The sequence below is a fragment of the Chitinophaga sedimenti genome, from assembly GCF_023156195.1.
Classification (GTDB): Bacteria; Bacteroidota; Bacteroidia; order Chitinophagales; family Chitinophagaceae; genus Chitinophaga; species Chitinophaga sedimenti.
On record NZ_JAKUKA010000001.1, the window covers coordinates 761553 to 787608 of the forward strand.

Annotated in this window: 25 protein-coding genes and 2 pseudogenes; 19 read left to right on the forward strand and 8 right to left on the reverse strand. The window is 52.5% G+C overall.

Features of this window, described 5'->3' with window-relative positions; genetic code table 11:
* The first annotated feature begins 27 nt into the window (after positions 1 to 27).
* Genes MKQ70_RS04500 through MKQ70_RS04510 form a run of 3 tightly spaced genes read left to right on the forward strand, consistent with a single transcriptional unit; the run spans position 28 to position 2656 of the window.
* Positions 28 to 291: a hypothetical protein gene (locus MKQ70_RS04500; protein ID WP_248068569.1), complete on the forward strand. Its 264-nt coding sequence runs from the start codon at positions 28 to 30 to the stop codon at positions 289 to 291.
* A complete protein-coding gene (locus MKQ70_RS04505; RefSeq protein ID WP_248068573.1) occupies positions 201 to 680 on the forward strand; it encodes a hypothetical protein in 480 nt (159 codons plus the stop codon). The genes MKQ70_RS04500 and MKQ70_RS04505 overlap by 91 nt, the downstream gene beginning before the upstream one ends.
* Entirely contained in the window at positions 677 to 2656 is a 1980-nt protein-coding gene (locus MKQ70_RS04510; RefSeq protein ID WP_248068575.1) for an MGH1-like glycoside hydrolase domain-containing protein, read from the forward strand. The genes MKQ70_RS04505 and MKQ70_RS04510 overlap by 4 nt, the downstream gene beginning before the upstream one ends.
* Here MKQ70_RS04510 and MKQ70_RS04515 read toward each other — a convergent pair.
* Both MKQ70_RS04515 and gloA2 read right to left on the reverse strand, forming a co-directional pair.
* Positions 2653 to 4500, reverse strand: coding sequence for a glycoside hydrolase family 127 protein (locus MKQ70_RS04515; RefSeq protein ID WP_248068577.1), 1848 nt, complete (start codon positions 4498 to 4500; stop codon positions 2653 to 2655). The genes MKQ70_RS04510 and MKQ70_RS04515 overlap by 4 nt on opposite strands.
* A 121-nt stretch (positions 4501 to 4621) precedes the next feature.
* Positions 4622 to 5011, reverse strand: coding sequence for an SMU1112c/YaeR family gloxylase I-like metalloprotein (gloA2, locus tag MKQ70_RS04520; protein WP_248068579.1), 390 nt, complete (start codon positions 5009 to 5011; stop codon positions 4622 to 4624).
* 79 nt (positions 5012 to 5090) lie between these two features.
* Here gloA2 and MKQ70_RS04525 point away from each other — a divergent pair, with 79 nt between their 5' ends.
* Entirely contained in the window at positions 5091 to 5570 is a 480-nt protein-coding gene (locus MKQ70_RS04525) for a DinB family protein (protein ID WP_248068581.1), read from the forward strand.
* Here the strand turns inward: MKQ70_RS04525 and surE are convergent.
* On the reverse strand, positions 5567 to 6376 hold the full coding sequence (gene surE / locus MKQ70_RS04530) for a 5'/3'-nucleotidase SurE (RefSeq protein ID WP_248068583.1): 810 nt from the start codon (positions 6374 to 6376) through the stop codon (positions 5567 to 5569). The two genes, MKQ70_RS04525 and surE, sit on opposite strands and share 4 nt — an antisense overlap.
* A gap of 12 nt (positions 6377 to 6388) precedes the next feature.
* On the opposite strand from surE, the gene MKQ70_RS04535 reads away from it, so the two are divergent.
* The 3 genes from MKQ70_RS04535 (at position 6389) to MKQ70_RS04545 (ending at position 9510) form a co-directional block, all read left to right on the forward strand.
* A complete protein-coding gene (locus MKQ70_RS04535; protein WP_248068587.1) occupies positions 6389 to 7303 on the forward strand; it encodes a diacylglycerol/lipid kinase family protein in 915 nt (304 codons plus the stop codon).
* A 237-nt stretch (positions 7304 to 7540) separates the two neighbouring features.
* Positions 7541 to 8281, forward strand: coding sequence for a DUF4349 domain-containing protein (locus MKQ70_RS04540; protein ID WP_248068591.1), 741 nt, complete (start codon positions 7541 to 7543; stop codon positions 8279 to 8281).
* A 77-nt stretch (positions 8282 to 8358) separates the two neighbouring features.
* Positions 8359 to 9510, forward strand: a complete 1152-nt coding sequence (locus tag MKQ70_RS04545) for a putative sensor domain DACNV-containing protein (RefSeq protein WP_248068593.1) — start codon at positions 8359 to 8361, stop codon at positions 9508 to 9510.
* Here MKQ70_RS04545 and MKQ70_RS04550 read toward each other — a convergent pair whose 3' ends face one another.
* Complete coding sequence (locus MKQ70_RS04550) at positions 9511 to 10236, reverse strand: SDR family NAD(P)-dependent oxidoreductase (RefSeq protein WP_248068596.1); 726 nt, start codon at positions 10234 to 10236, stop codon at positions 9511 to 9513.
* Between the two features lie 453 nt (positions 10237 to 10689).
* Between MKQ70_RS04550 and MKQ70_RS04555 the strand changes: the two genes are divergently transcribed.
* The 3 genes and pseudogenes from MKQ70_RS04555 (at position 10690) to MKQ70_RS41975 (ending at position 14224) form a co-directional block, all read left to right on the forward strand.
* Positions 10690 to 11685: a S41 family peptidase gene (locus MKQ70_RS04555; protein WP_248068600.1), complete on the forward strand. Its 996-nt coding sequence runs from the start codon at positions 10690 to 10692 to the stop codon at positions 11683 to 11685.
* A gap of 89 nt (positions 11686 to 11774) precedes the next feature.
* A pseudogene (locus MKQ70_RS04560) lies at positions 11775 to 13870 on the forward strand (glycoside hydrolase family 95 protein); the annotation flags it as partial.
* A gap of 54 nt (positions 13871 to 13924) precedes the next feature.
* Positions 13925 to 14224: a glycoside hydrolase family 95-like protein gene (locus MKQ70_RS41975; protein ID WP_372490090.1), complete on the forward strand. Its 300-nt coding sequence runs from the start codon at positions 13925 to 13927 to the stop codon at positions 14222 to 14224.
* A 114-nt stretch (positions 14225 to 14338) separates the two neighbouring features.
* Here MKQ70_RS41975 and MKQ70_RS04565 read toward each other — a convergent pair whose 3' ends face one another.
* Both MKQ70_RS04565 and MKQ70_RS04570 read right to left on the reverse strand, forming a co-directional pair.
* Positions 14339 to 15022: an HAD-IA family hydrolase gene (locus MKQ70_RS04565; RefSeq protein WP_248068602.1), complete on the reverse strand. Its 684-nt coding sequence runs from the start codon at positions 15020 to 15022 to the stop codon at positions 14339 to 14341.
* Positions 15023 to 15074: 52 nt separating this feature from the next.
* Positions 15075 to 16187 carry an MFS transporter gene (locus MKQ70_RS04570; protein ID WP_308199409.1) on the reverse strand — a complete coding sequence of 371 codons (1113 nt, stop codon included), beginning with the start codon at positions 16185 to 16187 and terminating at the stop codon, positions 15075 to 15077.
* A gap of 286 nt (positions 16188 to 16473) precedes the next feature.
* Between MKQ70_RS04570 and MKQ70_RS43695 the strand changes: the two genes are divergently transcribed.
* From MKQ70_RS43695 to MKQ70_RS04590, 6 genes are read left to right on the forward strand one after another with little or no spacing between them, the layout of a single operon-like run.
* Positions 16474 to 17241, forward strand: coding sequence for a 4-alpha-glucanotransferase (locus tag MKQ70_RS43695; RefSeq protein ID WP_282456212.1), 768 nt, complete (start codon positions 16474 to 16476; stop codon positions 17239 to 17241).
* Positions 17154 to 17942, forward strand: coding sequence for a 4-alpha-glucanotransferase (locus tag MKQ70_RS43700; RefSeq protein WP_282456213.1), 789 nt, complete (start codon positions 17154 to 17156; stop codon positions 17940 to 17942). The genes MKQ70_RS43695 and MKQ70_RS43700 overlap by 88 nt, the downstream gene beginning before the upstream one ends.
* Before the next feature lie 34 nt (positions 17943 to 17976).
* Entirely contained in the window at positions 17977 to 19734 is a 1758-nt protein-coding gene (gene treZ / locus MKQ70_RS04580) for a malto-oligosyltrehalose trehalohydrolase (protein ID WP_248068604.1), read from the forward strand.
* A gap of 37 nt (positions 19735 to 19771) precedes the next feature.
* The gene (locus MKQ70_RS37645; RefSeq protein ID WP_282456214.1) at positions 19772 to 19987 is read left to right on the forward strand and encodes an alpha-amylase family glycosyl hydrolase; all 216 of its coding nucleotides are present in this window, start codon (positions 19772 to 19774) and stop codon (positions 19985 to 19987) included.
* Between the two features lie 25 nt (positions 19988 to 20012).
* On the forward strand, positions 20013 to 21509 hold the full coding sequence (locus MKQ70_RS04585; RefSeq protein ID WP_282456215.1) for a malto-oligosyltrehalose synthase: 1497 nt from the start codon (positions 20013 to 20015) through the stop codon (positions 21507 to 21509).
* 56 nt (positions 21510 to 21565) lie between these two features.
* Positions 21566 to 22420: a malto-oligosyltrehalose synthase gene (locus tag MKQ70_RS04590; protein ID WP_248068606.1), complete on the forward strand. Its 855-nt coding sequence runs from the start codon at positions 21566 to 21568 to the stop codon at positions 22418 to 22420.
* A 34-nt stretch (positions 22421 to 22454) separates the two neighbouring features.
* Here the strand turns inward: MKQ70_RS04590 and MKQ70_RS04595 are convergent, their stop codons facing one another.
* The gene (locus tag MKQ70_RS04595; protein ID WP_248068608.1) at positions 22455 to 22994 is read right to left on the reverse strand and encodes a GlgX family protein; all 540 of its coding nucleotides are present in this window, start codon (positions 22992 to 22994) and stop codon (positions 22455 to 22457) included.
* The gene (gene glgX, locus MKQ70_RS04600; protein WP_248068610.1) at positions 22936 to 24582 is read right to left on the reverse strand and encodes a glycogen debranching protein GlgX; all 1647 of its coding nucleotides are present in this window, start codon (positions 24580 to 24582) and stop codon (positions 22936 to 22938) included. Before glgX ends, MKQ70_RS04595 begins: the two co-directional genes overlap by 59 nt.
* Before the next feature lie 136 nt (positions 24583 to 24718).
* Between glgX and MKQ70_RS37650 the strand changes: the two genes are divergently transcribed.
* The 3 genes and pseudogenes from MKQ70_RS37650 (at position 24719) to MKQ70_RS37660 (ending at position 26055) form a co-directional block, all read left to right on the forward strand.
* Positions 24719 to 25186, forward strand: a complete 468-nt coding sequence (locus MKQ70_RS37650) for a cytochrome ubiquinol oxidase subunit I (protein WP_282456216.1) — start codon at positions 24719 to 24721, stop codon at positions 25184 to 25186.
* Positions 25164 to 25685: pseudogene (locus MKQ70_RS37655) on the forward strand (cytochrome ubiquinol oxidase subunit I); the annotation flags it as partial. The gene MKQ70_RS37650 and the pseudogene MKQ70_RS37655, both read left to right, overlap by 23 nt.
* Positions 25686 to 25806: 121 nt before the next feature.
* The gene (locus tag MKQ70_RS37660) at positions 25807 to 26055 is read left to right on the forward strand and encodes a cytochrome ubiquinol oxidase subunit I (protein WP_282456217.1); all 249 of its coding nucleotides are present in this window, start codon (positions 25807 to 25809) and stop codon (positions 26053 to 26055) included.
* Position 26056 lies beyond the last annotated feature (1 nt).

Below are 26056 nucleotides of genomic sequence, written 5' to 3' on the forward strand. Positions count from 1 at the left end.
CGGTAGATGATGCTAAAAACCGATGGTATGACAAGAGAAGCAGCAAGACTGGCACAACATTACGACAAGCAGGAGAATTGGCTGAAATGGGGGCCTTATTTGTCTGAACGGCAATGGGGAACAGTGCGGGAGGATTACAGCCGCGACGGCAGCGCATGGGACTATGTATCGCACGATATGGCCAGGAGTAAGGCTTACAAATGGGGGAAGATGGTATTGCAGGCATCAGTGATGAAAAACAGCTGCTCTGCACCAGCCTCGCCCTCTGGAACGGCAAAGACCCCATACTGAAAGAACGCCTGTTCGGCCTGACCAACGGCGAAGGCAACCACGGTGAAGACGTTAAAGAACTCTATTACTATCTCGACAATGTTCCTACGCATTCTTATCAGCAGTACCTTTATAAGTATCCACACGAAGCCTTCCCCTACAATTGGCTGGTGGAAGAAAACGGGCGGCGCAATAAGCAGCACCCCGAATTTGAACTGACAGACACCGGTATTTTTGCTGATGGCCGTTACTTCGATGTGTTCGTAGAATATGCCAAGGGCGGGCCGGATGATATTTGCATGTTGTATACCGCGTATAACCGTGGCCGTGAGGATGCCGACATTCATCTCATTCCCCAGCTTTTTTCCGCAACACCTGGAGCGGACCATCTCCCGCGCCGAAGCCGTTGATTACCTATGCAGGCGAAGGCAAACTGGTATTAAACAGCGAGGCTGCAGGCAATTATTTTTGTTATGTTGATGGGCAACCACAGTTACTGTTTACCAATAATGAAACCAATCACCGGCGTTTAGGCGGTCGCCAGACGAATACTTCCCCATATGTAAAAGATGCGTTCCACGAGAAAATTGTACAGGGCCGCGAGGGCGCTGTAAATGCGATGCTGGAAGGTACAAAAGCAGGGTTATGGTACCAGTTGCGCGTACCGGCAGGCGGCAGTGTACAGGTTCGTTTGCGTTTAAGCAGTGCGGCTATTGCCAATCCCTTTGCGGATTTTGAGCAGGTGTTTGCTGCGCGAAAGGCGGAAGCAGATGAGTTTTATGCGGAGAAACAACCGCCGGGCAGCAGCGTGGACGAGCAACTCGTACACCGGCAGGCCTGGGCGGGCATGTTGTGGAACAAACAATTTTACGCCTATAATGTAAACCAGTGGCTGCACGAAGATCCTGACCGCACGGGCGGTGAAGTGACCATGCGCCATGCCCGAAACCGTGAATGGCGGCATTTTGTGGCAGAAGATATTATCTCCATGCCCGATAAATGGGAATACCCCTGGTTTGCGGCCTGGGACCACGCATTTCATGCGTTGGCATTTGCGCCCATTGACCCTGATTTCGCGAAACATCAGCTGGAGTTGCTGCTGAAGGTCCGGTACATGCACCCGAACGGGCAATTGCCTGCCTACGAATGGGACTTTAGTGATGTAAATCCGCCGGTGCATGCCATGGCGGCTTACAAGGTGTTTAAAACCGACTGGAAGCTGAAAGGCAAACCCGATCACGTATTCCTGGAAAAGGTTTTTCAAAAGCTGCTGATGAACTTCACCTGGTGGGTGAACCGTAAAGACAGTAATGGGAACAACATTTTCGAAGGAGGGTTCCTCGGGCTGGATAACATCGGCATTTTTAACCGCAGCGCCCCGGTACCCGGCGGCGGCCACCTGGAGCAGGCCGATGGCACCAGCTGGATGGCCATGTACGCTTTAAATCTCACACAAATAGCCATAGAACTGAGCTTGTACAACCCTGTGTACAAATCGATGATCATAAAATTCTTTGAACACTTTTTACAGATAGCGGGTTCCATTACCCACATGGGAGATGATTCAGAAGGTTTGTGGGATGACCAGGACGGCTTTTATTACGACGTGCTGCGTCGTCCGGATGGGAGCTGGGACAGGCTCCGCCTGCGATCCATCGTGGGGCTTATTCCGATGTATGCCACCATCCTGTTCGATACACCCACCTGGGAAAAGCTCCCGGACGTGAAAGAGGAACTTGACCGTTTTGCGGTTCGCCGCCCCGACCTGGCGGCACTCGTAAGCCGCTGGCGCGATGAAAAAGGAGATGAGCAGCACCTGATGTCACTGTTGCGTGGCCATCGCCTGAAATTGCTGTTGCGTCGTATGCTCGACCCCAACGAGTTTTTATCCGACTATGGTGTAAGGTCGCTGTCGAAAGTATACCGCGATCAGCCTTACGGGTATTGGCTTAACGGCGAAGATTACTCCGTACGCTATGCTCCCGGCGAAAGCGAAACCAATATGTTCGGTGGCAACAGCAACTGGCGCGGGCCTATCTGGTTCCCGCTGAACTTCCTGCTGGTCGACGCTTTGTACAGCATGCATGATTATTATACGTCGGAATTCCGGGTAGAGTATCCTACCGGCTCCGGCCAGTATTGTTCCCTCGCCGATATTGCCAATGCGCTAAGCAAACGGTTGAAAAGCATTTTTCTGAAGGATGCGAACGGCGCGCGCCCGGTATTTGGAGGCGATCCGCTGTATAACAACGATCCGCATTTCCGCGATTACATTTTGTACTACGAGTACTTCAACGGCGATAATGGTAAAGGCCACGGCGCCAGCCACCAGACGGGCTGGACGGGGCTCATTGCCATTATGGACGCGGTTTGCAGGATGCACTAGGGACGCGATGCAATGGTGGGGTCAACGACCACCGGCATCCATACGCGGAACAAGGATGTTTCGTCCTGCGTGTTTCCGGCCGATGCATAGTCGCAGAACGTGAGCGTAGTCGCCCCTGAACCACCTTCCTTATAAGATTCCATCACAAAATTTGCCTGCCATTGCATCCAGATATTGGATGTGGTGGCAGTTTTTGGTTGCAGGGAGATGTAACCAGGCCTGACGGGCAGCACCGGCATCCCCTGATCCGGCCCGCCGAGCCGTATATCGCGCGAAAGCAGGATAGGCCCACGGCTCAGCGCAATGTAATCATTGTTGCGAAGTATGCGCCCGCGCATATCGAGTGTGAGTGTTATGTTATCACCAGGCTGCCACCGGCGTAGCAGGCGCACATAGCTGCCTGTTTTAAGGGCGGTTACGGGCTCGCCATTAATCGTGAGGCGCGTTTGTTCACTCCATTCCGGGATACGCAGGTTTACTGCGAAAGTGGCCGCATTGCGCGGTGCTACAGTGATCACGATTACACTATCTACGGGGTAAGTGGTCTGCATGGCTATGCGTGCGCTGTTCTTCTTCGGCAATGGTATTTCATACGCGCCGGGCAGGTAGAAGTTTACCTGGCAGCCGCTGTCGCTGCTCATCACTGCTGTAGACGGCAGTGTGAACAAACCTCTTGGCCCGCTGGCCACACAGCAGTTCAAACCCATTTTACACTGCTCGCTGCCCGGCATACGTACGCCGTTCAGTGGTGTATATTTTGCCCAGTCGCTGCCATCGGCAGACATGGCGCCGAGTAAGGCATTATAAAAGCTTTTTTCAACTGCGTCTGCGTACCTGGCTTCACCGGTGAGGCGTAGCAGTTGCTGGCTTAGTTTGATCCAGGTAGCGGTCACACAGGTTTCCTGGTAGTGTTTAAGCGGCAGCGACTGAAGCCTGTTGCCTTTTACCCAGCATTCCATGGCCGAGCCGGAGCCGGCCGCATTTATTTCTGTTTGCAGGATATTTTCCCAGGTATTGATCACCGCCTGTTTATAGGTTTCGTTCCCAGTAACCCGGTACAGTTCCAGCAGGCCCTCGTAACAGGACATCATTTCGTATGCTTTTTGTCCCTGGTCCCAGCCATACCATTTACCGGGGCCGGGTAATGGCCAGCGTTCCGATACATCGGTTTTACTCTTGCCGATTAATTGCGGACCATCGGGTGTTTCCCATTGCTGTACGATGGTTTGGGCGAAGTCGAGGTACTTTTTATCGTGTGTACGGTAGTACAGCAACACCACCGGCTCCAGCACAGAGCTGGCCGCCATGCCACGATGGTTACCGGTTTTAACGATCAATTGATTTTTATCCGCCAGTTCTTTGATGAGATGATCGGCGAGGCGTTTAGCGGCTTTTAACGCCTGTTGGTCGCCTTCGAGGTCGTACCAGGCAAGAAGGCCGAGCAGGCAATATTTACGTCCCCAAACGTCCCATTGCTGCAGGTGTTTATCGTCGGCATAGTTACCAATATACCCATCGGCCGATTGTGTGGCAATAAGTCCGGCCACCGCTTTTGACAATTTAGCTTTCAGCGCCGGTTCGGGATGATAGCGGTACGCCAGGACGGCGGAAGTGAACCATTTACCCCAGAATTCACTTTGCCAGCAACGGTCTTCATGGCGGTCTTTAAATGCGTTCACGAGCCGGTCGGCATCCTGTGCGAGGATGCGATGCTCGTACGCGGCGTTAAACCGGTTGGCAGTATAGCCATCCAGTTGCTGCGTGTAAACGGGATGAAGCACATCTTTTACAGACTGTGCCTGTACAGCGAACGGAAAAACCAGGAGAAAGAACAAACGGCGCATGTAACGTGGATTTATTGGGGTAAGATAGAAAAAAATAAATGGAAGTGAGTGACCAACGGGGCTGAACAGCAATTTGGGGTTGGCTGCACAAAAAAAATACCGTGCCGGAGCACAGTATCTTCTATTTTTCGTACAACTCAATTGGCAGCCCATCAGGGTCTGCAAAGAAGGTGAATTTTTTCTTCGTGATCTCGTCGACGCGCACATCCTCCACGGCAATGTTGTGCTGGCGGAGCTTGGATACTTCGCCCTGTACATCGTCCACTTCAAACGCGAGGTGGCGTAAGCCCTGCGCCTCTGGCCGCGATGGGCGGGGCGGGGGCGAAGGGAAGGTGAATAATTCGATGAGGTATACGCCATCCAGCGAAAGGTCCAGTTTATACGATTGCCGCTCCAGTCGATACGTTTCCTTAATGATCTGGAAGCCCAGCACATCGGTGTAAAAGGCTTTGGAACGCTCGTAATCGGAACAAATAATGGCAATATGATGGACTTTATTCAGCTTCAGCATAAATGGCTCGTCTTGGTAATAATGGCCGCAAATCTAAAAAATTATTCTTTGCTGGCCGGATTATTGTGGCAAAACCTCCATGAAAAACGAAAAAACAACTATTGTTTCCGAGCTCATTACCCTCATTCAGAAGGGCAATGCACACGTGTCATTCACAGAGGCCGTTGCGGACCTGCCGGCCGGTCTGCGTGGCAAAAAAGTTCGTGGTTTACCATATTCCATCTGGCAATTAGCCGATCATCTGCGCATTACGCAATGGGATATCGTGGAATTCAGTACCGGGGAAGGACATGAAAGTCCGAAGTGGCCGGAAGGATATTGGCCGGAGCATCAGACGCATGTTGATGATGAGACGTGGAATCATACATTGAAGCAAATTGCAGCTGATCAAAAACGTTTCTTTCAATTGCTGAAGGAACGTGAAGACCAGCTGCTGGATGTTTTTGCGTGGGGAGAGGGACAGTCGCTTTTCCGCGAGGCCTTGCTCATCGCCGATCACAATGCTTATCATGTTGGTGAGATCATTGTGCTGCGGCGATTAATGGATGCCTGGCGTTAATCTGTTTTCACTGTTTCCCCGTATTTCTCTAATGCTTTTTTCAATTCGTCTTCGTGGGTAAGGTCGAGTCGCAGCGGGGTGATAGATACATATCCGTTTTCCACCGCCCAGCGATCGGTGCCTTCCTCCGCGGGTTCCAGCGGTGTAACTGTAAACCAGTAGTGTTTACGGTTCATTGGGTCTACACCCGGTACAATGGTACCATCGTATAGCCTCACGGACTGCCTCGTCCAGCGGATCCCTTTAGGACTCGGCGGGAAGTTCACGTTGTAAAGGGCGAGTCCGGGTTCTGCAAGCAGGAGTTCGAGTACTTCGGCTACAAATGGCGCCAGTGCTTCGAAGTCCGGTTCCGTTTTGCCTACGGGCGTGCTGAGTGCGATGCCTTTGTAACCCAGTAACACCGCCTGTTTAGCAGCCGCCAGCGTGCCGGAGTGCCACATGCCGTTGCCCAGGTTCGGTCCCATATTGATGCCGGATAATACCACATCTGTTTTGGTCAGGTGGGTACCCAATGCCACACAGTCGGCCGGCGTACCGTTTACCCGGTAGGCCTCCATGCCCTCAAAATGGATGGGTGATTTCTTCAATGTCAGCGGGCGCGAATGCGTTACCGCATGTCCCATGGAAGACTGTTCCACATCGGGCGCCACCACTGTTACTTCCCCGAAACGGGAAGCCACTTTGGCCAGGGCCGCGATGCCAGGACTATAAATGCCGTCGTCGTTTGCGATAAGTATTTTCATGCCCAATGCGCCCCCAATACCATGCCAGTGCGACTTGGTATTCTTTTTGTCTGCCCAGTACATATGCCTCAACACATGAAAACAGTCAATCTGCTACATAATCCCAAAGCTGGAGACAAGGAGCACTCAGAAGAAACACTGATCAAACAGATCGAATCACATGGATTTAAAGTCATTTATTCTTCTGTAAAGGAAAAAGGATGGAAAGATATTGATCCGGAAGTAGACTTCTTAATCGTGGCAGGCGGCGACGGTACCGTGCGAAAGGTAAGTGTAGCGTTGCTGGAACGCGATCTGCACCTGCCGGTCGCGGTATTGCCGAAAGGCACCGCTAACAACATCGGTAAGGCGCTGGAAATCTCCGGTAAGGAGAAAGATATCATTGCTTCCTGGCGTAAAGAAACCGCCCGTAAATTCGATGTGGGGAAGATCCACGGGCATCATGAAACCATGTATTTCCTGGAGGGATTTGGTTTTGGCGTATTTCCGAAATTGATGAACGATATGCGCGAAGGTGCAGATAAAAAGGACGTGTCGCCCGAAGAGCGCATCGATAATGCACTGCACGTGCTGCACGATGTCATCGAAAACTATAAGGCAAAAAACTGCCAGATATTGATCGATGGGGTAGACCATTCCGGTAATTTTTTACTGGTTGAGGTGATGAATACGCCATCCCTTGGCCCGAATCTTGATCTGAACCCTTTGGCGAACACAAACGATGGTGAGTTTGAGGTGATACTGATCGCAGAAACACAGCGGGAGAAGTTTGCCACTTATATTTGGGATAAGATACGCGATGGTAATACACCGTTCACGTTTTCTACCCTGAAAGCGAAAGAATTAACGATCACCTGGGAGGGCGTTCATGCGCATGTAGACGATGAGGTGATCAAAGATATTAAAGGGGTAGTATTCGAGGTTAAAGTTATTGACGGCGCGCTGCAGTTTTATGTGCCCGAGAAATCTACTACCATATCAAATGATTAACCGTTCACCACTGAATACACAAAAAGAGAGGGCGTTGCACGAGCAGCGCCTTTTTCATTTTAACATTTCCTGCAGGTTACCTTTCAACTTTATCCGGATAAACAGGAAATTATCCCTTTTATGCGTAATTCATTGTTGTTCTACGGGGCCATAGCGCCCGCATGCCTCTTATTGTCCTGTCAGCAGGTTCCACACGAAGGTGCGCCGACAGCCTCGTTGAGGCAGGAAAAAATTGATTTGAAGGTTGTTCCATTACAAGACTCTACCCGCAAACGCATGCGCAGCGCAGACTTTCACTGCCGGGTAAAAGACGTACATCAATCCACCGAACGTATCGAAAGACTGGTCAGCGCACTGGGCGGGGTCGTAGAAGAAAGTACGCAGCGAAATATTTATCATGCTGCAAAAACGCTACAGTACAAAACAGATTCTGTTAAACGGGTGCAGTTGTACACCGCAACGTCAGACCTTAAATTGCGGGTGCCGGTAGCGCAACTGGATTCAGTCGTGTACACATTGTCCGTTATCGCCGATTTTATAGATACGCGTACGTTGCGCGATACGGACGCCACGCTTTCTTACTATGCCAACCAGTTGGGCAACCAGGACGTGAAGCAGCTGGGACCTACGCGGAACGACAAAGCCATCGATATGAACGCGGTAGCGCAAAACGATCAGCAGGAGCGGATCAACAGGATCATTGCGAACAAACAGATCGATGAGAACGTGGCGTATTCCACCCTGGCGGTATCGTTGTTTCAGCCGGAAGTGGCGGACATACAGATATTGGCAGATGAGGATGCACTTACCCGCGCCGGTTTCGGAGAATCATTATGGCAGTCGTTGCTCAGCGGTTTACGGGTCTTTTGCAACATCCTGGTTTACCTGGTAGCGATATGGCCGTTATGGGTATTGCTGCTGGCGGGTTATTGGCTGTACAGGAGCCGTCTGCGCAAGTGGTTTGCCGGGGCAAAGTAACCCGGTATTATTCCGACCGCGAAAAATGGTAAATTTGCCGGAAGGCCGGGGCAACCAACCGGCGTACGAGCTCATTTATGGAATTGACGAACGAATCAACATACCAGGCTGCGACAAAGATTTCCGGGATTGTAGAAGATCATTTTTTAAAACATATAGCCCTGGCGGCCGACAATGGTGAAGAAGACCTGGCGGACGTACCCTCCGGCAAAATCATCGAAACCATGATCGATGTGGCCTTCTGGGCCAGTTTACGAAAGGAGGAGGGCAATGAACCCCGTATTTCGCTTGCATTCCTGAAACCCAGTCAGGCCGGCCGGCCACTGTTATTTGCACAACGGCTGCCGCTGTCGCCCAAAACGCTGGTGAAACTGGCGCCCGGGGTAGAGCGCGCCGGTGTGTACGTAGGCGTATGGCACGAAAACGGGGAACTGTACGTGTGGGGGACCACCATCAAACTGCCCAATTATTGTTTTGTACTGGACGTGTCGGAACCCGGGCTGCTCGTGGTGAAACACCGCCGGATCATCGGTCTGGGTAAATTCGCCAACGTGGCCGTGCTCAAAGGCGACCAGGTAAGGGTGGTAGACGAAGCCAGCGCGCTGCTGGACGATACTCCATCTATCCTCGCATCGCTGCTGGGACACAATGCTTCCGGCGTATGGAACCATCCTGTAAATGTATTGATCCAGATAGCGGTGTCGATGCGCGCCCATAAACACGGGGGCATCCTGCTCGTAACGCCCTCCGGCAGCGAGGCCTGGAAGGAGTCGATCGTGCACCCGCTGCAATACCGTATAGATCCGGCGTTTACCGGTGTAGCCGATCTGTTGCGACAGGAAGCTAACAAGGTAAGTACGGAAATCTTCTGGCAAAACGCATTGCGGAGAGAGGTGGATAATATTACCGGTCTTACCGCGGTGGATGGCGCTACGTTGATCAACGACCGCCACGAGCTGCTGGCTTTTGGCGCTAAAATCATGCGCGCGAGCCGCTCCGAACCGGTAGAGCAGGTGCTCTGGATGGAGCCGGTTATCGGCGGGCATCCTTCGCTCATTCATCCTTCGAGCATCGGCGGCACCCGGCATTTGTCGGCCGCGCAGTTCATCCACGATCAGCGCGATGCGATCGCGCTGGTAGCTTCGCAAGACGGTAACTTCACGATTTTTTCCTGGTCGGAACAAACACAAATGGTGCAGGCCCATCGCATCGACGCATTATTACTGTAGTTAAGGAAGTTTGGCCACCAGGCGCTCGGGCATATACTTCAGGGCTGTATAAATTAATTTCCATTTCAAACCGGGCACGATGGTAAATCCACTGCCCGCGTTTACTACCGCGTTGGCAATAAACGCCGGTTCCAGCATGAGGGATTCTGGAAGATTCAGGCCGGCGGTCATTTTGCTGCGGATGTAACCCGCTACGATCACGTTAACGGTGATACGCCGGGCGAACAAGTACTGGCGCAAACCAGCCAGGTATTGGGTAAAAGCGGATTTGGTACTGCCGTAAATAAAGTTGCTCTTCCTGCCTCGTACACCTGACAAGGACGAAAGGCCAATGATCCGTTCCAGCCGTTCGTTCTTCGCATCCATCGCGATGATGTTCAGGATGGAAACCGCGCCGGCATAATGTACCTGCATCATGCGGAACGCACCGTCAAAATCCAGCAATGCTGCTTCATTATTTTTCAGGAACCCCGCCGCATATACGACGATATGAGGTTTCTCCGGCAGCTGCGCGTAAAACGGGGCATGGCTGCCGAAATCGGCCGCATCGAAGTATTGAATGGTCACCAGTTCCCGTTGGGGAACCGATTGTTTCACAAAACTTTCCAGCGCCTCCGTACTGCGTGAAGCCGCGATAACGCGGTAACCCTTTGCGGTATACTGCTGTATAGCTGCCTTGGCAACGTCGGAATTAGCGCCCAGGATAAGAACGGTTTTGGTTTGCATGGGGGCAAAGATAAACATTCCATGTTCCCGAAAAACAGCGCTGGTGCTAACGTTTAGCAGAATTTGGGTTTGAAATAACGAGGCTAATCGGCTAACTTGCCAGTCTATTGCCAACGAATTATTATCTCATCGTACCCATGAAAAAATTAACCTGCCTGCTCTTCGCCGTGTTTTTGGCGCGGCTTCCGGCCTGCATGCGCAGTTCCGGCTGATTAAAACGTATTCCGGTCCGGATGCCGGCGCCATCGCCAGCCTGTACGACCAGGGGAAATATAAAGAAGCCGCCGCGGCAGCCGACCAGCTTCGTAAGCAACATGGCGAAGCCTCCGCTAAAGAAACCTATACTTTTTCCCGCGCCTACGCACAGGCCGGCGAAAGGACAAAGCCCTGGCATGCCTGAACGAGGCGATCGACAAGGGCTTCTGGCGGGTAAATAATATTAAGGAGGATGCGGTGCTCCGTAAAGCGCTGGACGGCCCGGCACTGGACGGCGCCCTCGAACGGGCCCGCGCAAAAGCGCAGCCTTACTTGAAAGGTATCGCACCGATCACACAGGCCGATAAAGAAAAGATCGTGGCCATGGTGCGCAAGGGACTTAAAAACACTTATTTCGATACCGCAGTGGCGAGGGAAATGTCGTACGAACTTAAACGCATGCTGGACGGTGGCTTCTTCAATGCGATCGACACGTCTGCTGTATTCCTGCGCGAAATCACTAATTACCTGCGAGCGAAAACGAACGACAAACACTTCTATGTGGGGATTGACCGCAACGCCCTGGCGGAGCGTGTGCCCAATGAAAGTGTAACGACGCCGGCAGAACGGAATTATGGTTTCCGCGAGGTAACCGTGAAAGCCGGTAACATCGGTTACATCCGCTGGGAGGAATGTATTGCAGGCCCGGAGGCGTATAAAACGGCGCAGAGCGCCCTGAACTTCCTGCGGAACACCCGCGCGATCGTGATCGACATCAGCCGCAATGGTGGCGGATCTGGGAATATTTCCACCTTCCTTTACCACTACCTCTTTGCGCAGGATGATGAACGTTTTGAAACGTTGCTCATCAAAAAATGCAGGGGAGAGGCGGAGTGGCATCGCAGCGAGCCTACGGTAGCACCTTTGCCGGGCGGGCCTTCGCTGGGAGACAAACCAGTGTATGTTGTAACGTCCGGTCGCACTTTTTCGGCCGCCGAATATTTTGCTTTTATCATGAAAGAACTGGGCCGCGCGACTATTATAGGCGAAAACACCGGTGGCGGCGGTAACCCGGTATCGCTGATGACCGAGGATAACTACGTGTTTTATATCCCCGTATGCCAGATCAAAACCACCGAAAATAAATCGCTGGAAGGTAAAGGTGTAGCGCCTGATATTACCCTGACCACCAACGATTGGCAGCAGGAAATGCTGGAAAAAGTGACAGCCGATCTTAAATCGAAGGGGAAATAAGGCAGGCGTAAAATAACATTAGAACGGGCGAATCGGGCGTTAGGATCATTCGGGTCGCCAGCGTATATTAGTTGCCACACGACACGCTTATGAGAACAATATTGCTTTTTTCGCTCGCGCTGACCTGCGGAGCTACCGTAAAAGCCCAGCAATCCTTAAAGCTTTGGTATAACAAACCCGCTACCGAGTGGGTAGAGGCCCTGCCATTGGGCAACGGCCGCGTAGGCGCCATGGTGTTCGGGAAGGTGGAAGATGAAATTTTACAACTGAATGAAAGTTCGCTGTGGAGCGGCGGCCCCGTTAAAAATAATGTGAACCCGCAGGCGTATAGTCATTTACAGCCCATCCGGGACGCCCTGTTCAGCGAAGATTATTCAAAAGCCGATCAGCTAACGCGGAAGATGCAGGGACTGTTCACAGAATCCTTCCTGCCACTGGGCGATTTGTTGCTGCGCCAGTCGCTGAACGGCGCAAAGGTGACCGGTTACTACCGCGACTGGACCTGGCCACGGCCATTGCCACCACTAAATTTGAAGCCGGCGGCGTTCAATATACCCGCGAAATGTTTACGTCCGCCCCGGATAATATACTACTCATCCGCCTCTCTGCCAATAAAGCCAAGTCGCTGTCGTTCGATGTGGCTGCCCGCAGCCGGCTGCGTTATCGCTTGTCGTCGAATGGCGCCAACGAACTGGTGATGAGCGGAAAGGCGCCTTCGCACGTGGATCCCAATTATTACAATCCAAAAGACCGTGAGCATGTGATTTACGAAGAACCGGGCAGCTGCAACGGTATGCGTTACCAGCTCAGGATCCGCGCAGTGGCGAAAGGGGGCAGGGTGCTGACGGACACCACGGGTATTCATATCAGCGGTGCCTCCGAGGTGCTGTTGTACGTGGCTGCAGCAACGAGTTTTAACGGATTTGATAAATGTCCGGACACGCAGGGGAAAGATGAAAAGGCAATTACTCAGTCGCTGGTTCGAAATGCGATGAATAAGGGATATAATGCATTGATGACGGCTCACCGTGCAGACTACACGAAATACTTCAACCGTGTAAAACTGGAGCTGGATGGCGACAAGGCCAATGCTGCATTGCCGTCCGACGAACGTTTGCAGGCTTACTCGAAAGGCGCCTCCGATCCGGGTATGGAAACACTGTTTTTCCAATACGGCCGTTACCTGCTGATTTCGAGCTCACGGCCTGGTACGCCGCCTGCTAACCTGCAGGGCATCTGGAACAAGGAGTTACGCGCACCACGGAGCTCGAATTACACCATCAACATCAATACACAAATGAACTACTGGCCGGCGGAGGTAACCAACCTGCCGGAAATGCACCAGCCGTTGCTCGACTGGCTCAAAGGGCTGTCGGTCGTTGGTGGGCGTGTGGCAAAAGACTTTTATCACGCCGATGGATGGGTGGCCAATCACAACTCGGATATCTGGTGCCAGGCGAATCCCGTGGGTGATATTGGCAGCGGCGATCCTACCTGGGCTAACTGGCCAATGGGCGGCAACTGGCTCACCCGGCATCTTTGGGAGCATTACCTCTATACAGGCGATAAGCAGTTCCCGGCCACGCAGGCCTACCCGCTCATGAAGGGCGCGGCGGCTTTCGCATCCGACTGGCTGATCAAAGACAAAGACGGCAAACTGGTTACGGCTCCTTCTACCACACCCGAGAACAAATTCAAAGATAAAGACGGCAGAGGCCGGGGCGTATCGATCGCCACCACGATTGACATCTCCATCATCCGCGACCTGTTCACCAACCTGGCGTCTGCCAATCGTATACTGGGTTTGGATAAATCCCCGGATGCGAAGCTGGATAAACAGTTGCAGGACCTTTATCCCTTTAAGATCGGCTCCAAAGGCCAGTTGCAGGAATGGTACAAAGATTTTGAAGAAACCGAACCGGAACACCGCCATGTATCCCATTTGTATGGCCTGCATCCCGGTTACCAGATCACCCCTTCACAACCCGAACTGTTCGCTGCCGCCCGCAAAACGCTGGAGCTGCGTGGTGATGCGGGGACCGGCTGGAGCAAAAGCTGGAAAATCAACTTCTGGGCCCGTTTGCTCGATGGCGACCATGCCTACACGCTCGTGCGGCAGTTGTTGCAATATGTGCCGCCGAAAGGTGGCGGTGCCGGCGGTTTATACCCGAACTTCTTCGATGCGCACCCACCGTTCCAGATCGATGGTAACTTTGCAGGCACTGCCGGCATAGCAGAAATGCTGTTGCAAAGCCATCGCGAATACAAACCAGGCATTTACGAAATTGAACTATTACCCGCTTTGCCTGCCGCCTGGAAATCGGGCCGCGTCACCGGCCTCAAAGCCCGCGGCAATATGACCATCGACATGGAGTGGGCAAATGGCAAACTAACTTCCGCCCGGATCGTCAGCAATAACGGGAACCCGGTGGTGGTGAGCGCCAAATCCCGCCTGAAATCGGACGTTGCCCATGAAAATGATGGTAACAGACTGATTTTTAGTAAGAAAGAGAAAGTTTACAAAATAACAGCAGAGTAGGATCCTTACACCATCCTTGCTACATCCTTCGCTGATCCTTCGCTCATCCTAGGCTTATTCGGCCATAGTGGCGGTTTGAACGTAGGTTGAGCGAAGGATCAGCGAAGGATGCAGTTACCATCCTCGAAGGTTACAGTATGTTAAGGCGACTTTTAAGCGATCATAGCAGTAGTCCGGGAAGATCATACATACTGTAAAACACCGGGCGCCAGCCTCCTTCAGCGCTACCGGGTCAGCATGCTTCGCATAGCCGAATACCTTAAAACCGCCGGCAATCCCTGCCTGCACCCCGGCTTTACTATCTTCGACCACCACGCAGTGTTCCGGGGCAAAGCCCATTTCGCGGGCGGCGTAGAGGAAAATGCCGGGATCGGGTTTCCAGCTGGCGATGTCGTAACCACTGTAGATGCGGTTTTCGAAGTAGGGGAGCAGCCCGGTTAAACGGAGGTTCAGCTTAATCTTTTCAACGGGACCGCTGGAGGCCACGCAGAACGGCACCTGCAGGCTGCTGAGTAGCTCGCGAATACCTTCTACGGGTAATACTTCGGTTTCAAATACCTTATAGGATTGTTTGCGGAAGGACTGTTCCAGGTCGACCGGGAACGGCGTTGCGGTTTGGGTTTGCAGCACATCGATCACATCCCGCAGCCGGCGGCCGCTGAATTCGCCCACGGCTTCCTCAAAGTCCATAGCCACGCCGTATTCGGCCGTCATGTCAAGCAGTATTCTGATGCCGATCGTTTCACTGTCGACCAACACGCCATCACAGTCAAAAATAATACATCCGGGTTGGGTCATAAGGTAGTCAGATATCAGGTTGATAGGATAAATATATAAAAAATAGAAAGTACTAGGTAGTTGCCGGCTGTGGCGGCGGTTCCTTCAATTGCGACACCAGTATGGCGATCAATAAGCCGAAGCAGGACATGATCCCGAATGCCCAGCGCAGCCCGGCCATCTGTGCAATGAACCCCACGACAGGCGGCACCAGCAGGAAGCCGATATAACCTACCGTGGAAATGGCTGCTATGGCTGCACCACTGGTCATTTTGCTGGCCTTCCCGCCTAAGCTGAATACCAGTGGCACCACGCAACTAACACCCAGGCCGGCCATCATAAATCCCATGGAAGCGGTAACCTCGTAAGGGAAAACGGCTGCCAGCAGCAAGCCGCAGAACAATAAGATGCCACTGAAGCGGATGATGGTGACGGCCCCCATCTTATTTACAAGCCTGTCGCCGGAGAAGCGGCCCACGGCCATCATGGTCATATATATCGTAAAACCTGCACCGGCCAGCGCGGGGGTGGCATGCACGGCTTTTTGAAAATAAATATTGCTCCAGTCGTACATCGTGCCTTCGCAACTCATAGAGCCAAAGGAGATGAGGCCGTATTTAATCAATGTTTTATCCGGGAAAATAAACCCTTTGCTGCCGCGCGGGGCGGGTGGTTGTTGCAGGCTGTCCGGGTAAGCGATGAAGCCCAGTATGACCATGGCTATACCTACGCCCAGCAAATGCCATAGCGGCGCAACGTGAAAGGAATTCATCAGCCATCCCAAACCGGAGCCGAGCGCGCAGGCCACGCTCCATACCGCATGAAAAGTGGTGATGATGGAGCGGTCGTAGCGTTGTTGTACGCCTACGGATTGGGCATTCATCGAAATATTGAGCAGGTTCCGGGAGCTGCCGAAAGCGAAGAGTACGATAGCGAGCTGCCAGGCCAGGTTGGCGAACCCTATCAGGCTGAGCATCACGTTAAAAGCCAGGGCGCCGGCAAACATGATCCTGCGGCTGCTGTACCGTTGCAGCAGCGCGCCTGTAACGGGCAATGTGAGCGCGAGGCCCAACGGAAGGGCGAAAAGTACCCCGCCGAGTTGCGCTTCATTGAGCCCCAGGTGGCGCTGAATATCAGCGATCCGCGCCCCCAGGAGGCAAAGCCAAATCCTGATATAAAAAAGAATAGCGTAATCGCCAGCCGGGCCTTCTTTGGGTCATTCATCGTTACATTCCCTTTATTCAACCGACAAAAGTAGCGTTTAGGATCCGCGTTTTACAGCATTATTATGCACTGTAGGAGCACGGCCCCTGTTGTTCCCACAAACTGTGGGGTGGTAGATACATTCCCTCCTTTTCCGCGCCGGATTTTATCAGCAGGGATTCAACTGGCACAGATTTTATTTTGTTATATATTAAAAAACACCCCGAAGGATTATGGATCGACAGCACGAAAGGAATGCCGGGATACTTATGCATATTACATCTTTGCCTTCTCCGTTTGGCATTGGTGACCTGGGACAGAACGCGAGGGAATTCGCCCGTTTTCTGCACCGCGCCCGGCAGCGGTACTGGCAGATACTCCCACTCAATCCCACCGATAACAGCGGTTCGCCCTACAGCGCTTTATCCGCCATGGCGGGGAATACACTTTTAATTAGTCCCGATTGCCTCGTAGACGAGGGGTTACTGGAGGCCAGTGACCTGAAAGCACATTCGTTGCCGCAACAGGGGAAGGCCGACTTCAAGGCCGCCAAACTCATTAAGGGAAAGCTGCTGGCGCGTGCGTTTGATAATTTTCAGTCAGGTGATTTTGCAGACCTCAAGATCGCCTTTGAACGCTTTTGTGAAGCGCAGGCGTACTGGCTCGATGACTGGGCTGCTTTTGCCGTGCAAACGACAGCGTGTAAAGGAAAGCCCTGGTATGACTGGCCCGAGAAGTATAAAAACCGCGATGAACGGCCTACCGACGAACAGCTGCTTCGCCGCGAAAAATGGGCGCAGTTTATTTTTGAACGCCAGTGGAAAAACCTCCGTAACTATTGCCGCAGCCTGGATCTGCAACTGTTTGGCGACCTCCCGTTTTATGTGAGTTACAATTCGGTGGATGTATGGGCTAACCGCGACCTGTTCCGCCTTGGAAAAAGGGAGAGATGCAGGCCGTGGCAGGGGTGCCGCCGGATTATTTCAACGATGAAGGGCAATTATGGGGAATGCCCATTTTCAACTGGGACCAACTGAAACATACACATTACGAGTGGTGGTTGCAACGCATCCGCCGCAATATGGAGTGGTTCGATCTGCTTCGCCTCGATCATTTCCGGGCTTTTTCGGCATATTGGGAAGTGCCGGCCGGGGAAAAAACGGCCGTAAAAGGAATGTGGATAAAAGGACCGGGCCACGAGCTGTTCCGCCTGCTTCAGAAAGAAATGAAGGAGCTGCCCTTTGTGGCGGAAGACCTGGGTGAGATCGACGACGAGGTATATGAACTGCGCGATAAGTTCAGGCTGCCGGGCATGAAAGTGCTCCAGTTTGCTTTTGGGGAAGATATGGCCACATCGCCCCATATTCTACACCATCATGCGGAGAATTTTATCGCGTACACCGGTACGCATGATAACAACACAACCCGTGGCTGGTATTTCCAGGATATGGACCGCAACGGCCGCAGGCGGCTGAATGATTATACCGGCCGCCGCGTGTCGGAGAAGGATGCGCATAATGTGTTGTGCCGGTTGGCCTACAGTTCCGTGGCTAAAACGGCGATAATTCCCATGCAGGATGTGCTGGGGCTGGATGGTGAGGCACGCATGAATAAGCCGGCCGCTACGACGGGGAATTGGCTCTGGCGCATAATGCCGGGGCAGCTTACCGAGAAAGTGGTGGAACAGCTGAAAGAATGGACGGGCACTTACGACCGCGATCCGATAGACCGGGCGTAGTAATTGTAAAGGAATTATTCAAAAGACAACAACTATGACGATATATCCGCAGCAGGGCGCTATCCTGTCAAATACCGGCAGTTGTACCTTCCGGGTATGGGCGCCCTACCGCAAACAGGTAGCGCTGGTGATTACCGCGCCGGTGAAAGAGCAACTACCCATGCAGCGCGACGAACAGGGGTACTGGTCGTACACGTTGCCTGGTTGCCCATCTGCCCTCCGCTATCATTACTTGCTCGATGGTGAACTGCACCGACCCGATCCCGCCTCGCGGCACCAGCCCGACGGCGTGCATGGCGAATCGGCCGTAGTAGATACGGGCAGCTTCAACTGGACCGATATTTCCTGGAAAGGTCTGCCGCTGAAAGACATGTTGCTCTATGAGTTGCATACCGGCACCTTTACTGCCGCCGGTGATTTCGATGGAGTTATTGACCGCCTCGATGATCTGTTGCACTTGGGGGTAAATACCATCGAAATAATGCCTGTAGCGCAATTTCCCGGAACGCGCAACTGGGGCTACGATGGCGTGTACCCGTTTGCGGTACAGCACTCTTACGGCGGTCCCCGCGGTCTCATGCGCCTGGTGAACGCCGCACATGAAAAGGGATTGGCGGTGGTGCTTGACGTAGTGTACAATCACATGGGCCCCGAAGGCAATTACTTCCCTGATTTCGGACCGTACTTCACGGAGAAATACCGTACGCCATGGGGACAGGCCATCAACTACGACGATCGCGACTGCGATGCGGTGCGCGGTTTCTTTATTCATAACGCGCTGATGTGGCTCGATACTTTTCACCTCGATGGCCTGCGCCTCGATGCGGTGCATGCCTGGTGGGACAGCAGCGCCTGTCATATTGCAGAAGAGCTGGCAACAGCCGTGAAGGAACTTGAGGCGCGAACCGGCCGAACGAAAGTGCTGATCGCCGAAATCGACCTGAATAATCCCCGGTACATTTCTCCGGCAGACAAAGGCGGTTATGGATTGCAGGGGCAGTGGTGCGATGAGTTTCATCACGCTTTACATGCCATGTTGACCGGCGAGAAAAATGGCTACTACGAAGATTTTGGCGAGGCGGAACAGATTGCGGCCGCGCTGGAAAACGGGTATGTATATACCGGGCAATATTCAAAACACCGCAGAAGGCACTTTGGTGCAAAGCCGAAAGACAATCCTGGCAGCCAGTTTGTCGTATTTACCCAAAACCACGACCAGGTAGGCAATCGTATGTTGGGCGAACGGTTGATTACCATTGCCGGAGAAGCAGCGGCAAAGCTGTCGGCTACGGCGATGTTGCTATCGCCCTTTACACCTTTACTTTTTATGGGGGAGGAATATGGGGAAACGCGTCCCTTCACGTACTTCACGAGCCACAGCGACGAAGCGCTGATCAAAGCGGTGCGGGAAGGCCGCCGGAAAGAGTTTGAGGCGTTTCATTCGGGGGAAGAAGCGCCCGATCCGCAGGATGCAACAATTTACAACGACTGCGTGTTGAGCTGGAAACGGGATACGCCGTTGTATGAATACTACCGGCAGTTGATCGCTTTGCGGAAAACGCGGAAGGCATTGCAGAACGATGAGCAGGGAGGCATTAGTGTGCATCCGGTGTATCATGCCGCGGTAGTGGCTTTCGAGCGGCATGGCTGCGGGGAGAAGTTGCTGGTGTTATTGAATTGCAGTAAGGACGGGCAGCATTGCGCTCCCGCGCCTACCCATCAACTGAAAAAATTATTGACACGGGGAATGCCGCGCCGGAACAGGTACTTCCGGGTGGAAATATTGTATTAGCGCCTTTATCGGCGGTGGTTTATGAAATGATCTGATTATGGAAAACGGCAATATCAATACGGCTGGGGCAACTTATAGGTTGCAGTTTAACGAACGGTTTACTTTCGCGCACCTGGATAATATCCTGGATTACCTGCATGCGTTGGGCATTACAACTATTTACGCATCGCCGATTTTCGAGGCCGCACCGGGCAGCCTGCATGGCTACGATGTGCGATCCGCTACGGATCAGTCCAGCCATTGGCACCATTGACGAATTCCGCGAGCTAAGTAAAAAATTGAAGGCCAAAGGCATGACCTGGTTGCAGGACATTGTACCCAACCACATGGCGTTTCACATGCAGAACCAACGGCTGGCGGATGTGCTCGAGCGCGGGCCGCATTCACCGTACTACAACTTTTTTGACATAGACTGGCAATCGGCGGAACCTTTGTTGAACGGCAAGCTGATGGTGCCGTTTCTCGGAAAACCGCTGGTGGAGAGTATAGACGGCGGCGACATTAAGCTGGTGTTTACACAGAAAGGGTTTGCGATGCAGTGTAATGGGCAGGATTACCCGTTATCAATGCCTGGATATGAAGCGCTGCCGGACATCGCCGCTGATATACCCCAGCTCCGCACCCTGAAACAGGAGGATGTAATCGGCCTGCCGTTGCAGGACTGGATCGCCTTTAAAGAAAGGTTGTTCGCGGAGGTGTCCGCAGACGCGGCCCAACGGATCGTAGCGCAGGTAAATAACAACAAATCATTGTTGCAAGATATTTTGAAGCAGCAGTATTATCAATTTCATTACTGGCGGGATGCGGATACAATGATCAATTACCGCCGTTTCTTCACCGTAAATGAATTGATTACGTTGCGGATGGAAGACCAGTTCGTGTTTGATGAATATCATTCCTTCCTGCATCGCCTGTACCGCGAAAACCTTATCCATGGCTTGCGGATAGATCATATCGACGGGTTGAAAGATCCCGGAAAATACATCGACCGGCTGCGGCAACTGTTCGGTAATAACTGTTACATCATTGCCGAAAAGATTTTGGAGCATGATGAGCAACTGCCCGATCGGTGGGCATTGCAGGGCAGTACCGGGTACGAGTTTTTGTCGCTCGTTAACCAGGTGCTGACGGATAATGGAGGTGTGGAAAAACTCGCGCGTTATTATCGAGCCCAGTTCCCGGAATTGGCGGATTATGGTCAGCTCGTCTACCTGAAAAAGAAAATGATGCTCGAAACTTATATGGGTGGCGAGTTGGAACGACTGACCCAATACGCCTACCAGCTGAAAATAGCCGAAGGTATCGATAAGAAGAAATTCAAATCCGCCCTTGGCATGTTCATGCTGCATTTACCCGTTTACCGGCTGTACCCGCAGGAGTGGCCGCCGTCCCCGGAAGATATTGCCATCCTCAACGATACGATGGAAAAGGCAAAGGTGAAGGAGCGTACGCTGGAAAACGTACTGGACGTGATACAGAGCTGGTGGGAGAAGCCCGTCAACAATAAGAAATATAATGATAACCTGCTGATATGGTTTAAGCGGGTGATGCAGATCACTGGCCCGCTGACGGCCAAAGGTGTGGAAGATACCACGTTTTACGTATACAACCTGCTGATCTCTCATAATGAAGTGGGTGATTCGCCGGGCTCGTCGCTGTATACGCCGGAGGAGTTTCATAAACACCTGTCTGCCCGGCAATACCTGTACCCTCAGGCGCTCAGCGCCACGGCCACGCACGATACCAAACGGGGGAAGACGGCCGTCTGCGCCTGAACGCACTTTCCGCCATACCCGATCGCTGGATCCAGCAGGTGCAGGAGTGGCATACGATGAATAAAGATTTTATCCGCGAAGAAGGCGAGCAGACGTTGCCCACAGCAAACGATCAATATTTTATCTACCAATCCATATTGGCGGGATTGCCGGCGGATAGGCACGTGGACGAAGCGTTCATTAATCGTGTATGCGACTTCGTGATAAAGGCGTTCCGGGAGGCGAAAGTCAATACCAATTGGGCCGATCCCAATGATAGCTACGAATCGGCGAGCCTTGCTTTTGTCCGTGGCATCTTGTCTTCCCCGGATTTTATCAATAGTTTGACCAGCTTCTATGAGCAAATTGCCAACCTGGCCATGGATCACTCCCTCGCGCAGGCGCTGTTGAAATTTACAGCGCCTGGCGTGCCGGATATTTACCAGGGTTGCGAGTTGTGGGATCTCTCATTTGTTGATCCGGACAATCGCCGCGATGTGGATTATACCTTGCGGCAGCAATACCTGGCCGACCTGGAAGCACAGGGCAGCATTCACAACCAGCTGTCGTGGGCCATTGCCGGCCGCGAAAATGGATTGCAGAAGTTTTACCTGACGCATAAAACATTGCAGGTGCGTAAAGAGCATAGCGCATTGTTTGCGGATGGAGATTACGTGCCCTTAAGCACCAACCGTCCGGCAAACGTGATTGCCTATGCGCGTTGTAACCGCAGTGAATGGGCATTGGTCGTGGCGCCTTTGATGGCTGCGCCGGCGAACGAGATTACGGACAGGGATTACGTGATCCTGGCGGACGGTGCGCCTTCGCGCTGGCGGAATGTGTTCACGGGAGAGTTGATCAATGTGAGCAATGCGCGCCTGCCGTTGTCGGTCTTGCAGAAATTTCCGGTGGCATTATTAGTGAGTGTTTGATAAAATGAAGGCGGCGATGGATTCGCCGCCTTTTTTATCTGCTTACAACTGTATGTGATAACACTACAATTGACAGCCCGTCTACCTGTATCGTGTCTTCTGCCTTATGCACGGCGCCGTCTACAAATCCGCTCACCGTATCGATTTCCACGCGCCAGTCCTTTGCATAATGCGCCTGCGGTAATTTAAAATCCAGGGGTTCGTGATGCGCATTAAAGATGATATAGAAACTGTCATCGATGATCTTCTCTCCTTTAGGTCCCATCTGGTGCAGTGACCGGCCATTCAGAAATACCGCAACGGTTTTTGCGAAATGCTGGTTCCAGTGTTCTTCGGTCATTTCACCGCCATCCGGTAAAAACCAGGCAATATCTTCCACGCCGATGCCTTTGATGGGATGACCGCGGAACCAGCCTTTGCGGCAAAAGGCCGGGTGCTTGTGCCGGAAATGGATCAACTTGCGGGTAAAATCCAGCAGCGATTGATCCGCCTTGTCCCAATGCAGCCAGGATATTTCATTGTCCGGGGCAATAGGCGTTATTGTTGCCGTTTTGCGTTCGGCTGATCTCGTCACCCGCCACCAGCATAGGTACGCCCTGCGAGAGAAATAAGGTGGTGAGCAGGTTCCGTTTTTGCCGGGCACGTGTTTCATTGATCATGGGATCGTCGGTAGGCCCTTCGGCGCCGCAGTTCCAGCTGCGGTTGTGACTTTCTCCGTCGTTATTGCCTTCGCCGTTGGCTTCATTGTGTTTTTCGTTGTACGATACCAGGTCGTGCAGGGTAAAGCCGTCGTGCGCGGTGATAAAGTTGATGCTGGCGGTAGGGCGGCGGTAGTCTTCCTTGTAAAGATCCGAGCTGCCGGTGAAGCGTTCGGCAAGTTCGCCCAGTACGCTGTCCGCGCCGCGCCAGTAGTCGCGCACACAGTCGCGGTACTTGCCGTTCCACTCGGCCCATTCCGGCGGGAATTTGCCTACCTGGTAACCGCCTTCTCCGATGTCCCAGGGCTCGGCGATCAGCTTTACCTGCGAGATCACGGGGTCCTGGTGGATAATATCGAAGAATGCGCTGAGGCGGTCTACTTCATGCAGTTCGCGGGCTAAAGTGGCGGCCAGGTCAAACCGGAAGCCATCTACGTGCATCTCCAGTATCCAATAGCGCAGGCTGTCCATGATAATGCGCAGTACATTCGGCAGCCGGGCATTCAGCGTATTGCCAGTGCCCGTATAATCCATGTAGTACCGCCTGTTTTCAGTCAGCCTGTAATAACCTGCATTATCGATGCCGCGGTAGGAGAGGGTGGGGCCAAAATGATTGCCCTCGCCGGTATGGTTGTATACCACGTCGAGAATTACTTCGATGCCGGCCTTGTGTAAGGCTTTTACCATCGATTTAAATTCCGTGACCTGTTCGCCGGTGACGCCGTTGGAGCTGTAACGCACATCAGGGGCAAAAAAGCCGATGGTGTTATAACCCCAATAATTCGTGAGGCCCTGTTCCGCAAGGTGCCTGTCCACAATAAAATGATGCACGGGCATCAGCTCGATGGCCGTTACCCCTAAATCTTTCAGGTATTGAATGGTTACCTCGTGCCCGATGCCTGCATAAGTGCCGCGAAGGTTTTCGGGGATGTCCGGATGTAATTTGGTAAAGCCTTTTACATGCGTCTCGTAAATCACCGTTTTGTGATAAGGCGTTTTAGGATGCTGGTCGCCTTCCCAGTCGAAGGCGGAATCTACCACCACCGATTTTGGAATGAAGGGCGCACTGTCCAGTTCCGAAAAGCTGAGGTCCTCATCCGGATGACCCACTTCGTAGCCAAACAGCGCATCATGCCAGTCTATACGGCCGGCGATGGCTTTGGCGTAGGGGTCTATCAATAACTTATTAGCGTTGAAACGAAACCCATTCTGTGGTTCGTAAGGGCCGTGCACACGGAAGCCATATAGTTGTCCTGGTTTAACATCGGGCAGATAAGCATGCCATACATGATTAGAACGCTCTACCAGGGCTATTTTGGCGTATTCAGTCTCATCTTTCGGAGTTTTGAATAAACAGAGTTCCACATTGGTGGCACATTCTGCGTATAAAGCGAAATTCACTCCTTTTCCATCCCAGGTGGCGCCAAGCGGATAAGGCTGGCCGGGGTACGCAATCATGTTCATAAGCAACGTTGTATATGGGGATAAGAAGCACAAGTATAGTGCCTTTTTTTTATCTTTGTAAAACTGATGAATATCAGTTGCCCGAATGCCCTGAGTTAATAAATTTACAAGCGCATATTACTATCAATCGGAACTTATGAACGACTTCCTCGCCGCCCGATCGCAGATGGCCCTTTCGCTTGGTTTTCACATTGTCTTCTCCTGTATAGGCATGGTTATGCCTTTCTTTATGGCTGTATCACATTTTTACTGGCTGAAGACCAACAAAGAAATCTATAAAAACATTACCAAGGCCTGGAGCAAGGGCGTGGCTATCTTTTTCGCTACCGGAGCGGTTTCCGGTACGGTGTTGTCGTTTGAGCTGGGACTGTTATGGCCCGGCTTCATGAAACATGCCGGACCTATTTTCGGGATGCCTTTTTCCCTTGAGGGCACAGCGTTTTTCATCGAAGCGATCGCCCTGGGCTTCTATCTGTATGGGTGGAAACGCTTTAACCGTTGGTTTCACTGGTTTACCGGGGTGGTTGTGGGAGTAAGCGGACTGGTATCCGGGATCCTTGTAGTGGCGGCTAATGCCACGGATGAACAGCCCGGCTGGTTTTGATTTCGTGGATGGCCAGTACCTTAACATTGATCCTATTGCCGCGATGTTCAACGATGCCTGGTTTTCGCAGGCCCTGCATATGACGGTGGCGGCTTTTGTGGCTACTGGATTTGCGGTGGCGGGTGTACATGCGTTCATGATCGCGAAAGGGAAAAACACGGAGTTTCATACTAAATCTTTCCGCATCGCCGCCATCTTTGGCTGTGTGGCCGCGGTGTTGCAGCCGCTGAGTGGCGACATTTCCGCTAAAGATGTAGCCCGACGTCAGCCCGCCAAACTGGCCGCCATGGAAGCACATTTCGAAACGCGGGAACGGGCGCCGCTGATTATTGGTGGCATTCCAGACGAAAAGAATAAAACCGTTAAATACGCGATCCCTATCCCGGGCATGCTCAGTTTTATGGCGCATGGCGACTTCAACGCCGAAGTAAAGGGCCTTGACCAGATCCCTGCACAAGATCATCCGCCGGTAGCGGTGACGCACTATGCGTTCCAGGTCATGGTGGGATTGGGAATGGTGATGTTGTTGCTCGCCTTTTTATATTTCATTGCCCTGTGGAAGAAAAAAAAGCTGGCTGCGCAGCAAATGGTTGCTCAACTTCTTTGTGCTGGCCACTCCTATGGGCTTTATCGCCGTGGAGGCGGGCTGGACGGTCACCGAAGTGGGAAGGCAGCCCTGGATCATCCACGGCGTCATGCGTACAGCCGACGCCGTTACCCCCATGCCGGGTATTGCTTACTCATTTTATCTCTACACAGGTGTGTACATTTCGCTGGCATTAATCGTGACCTTCATGCTCTACCGCCAGATCAGGATGGTAGATAAATTATATGATGTTCCTTCATCTGAAAACCCTGAAAAGCATTAAG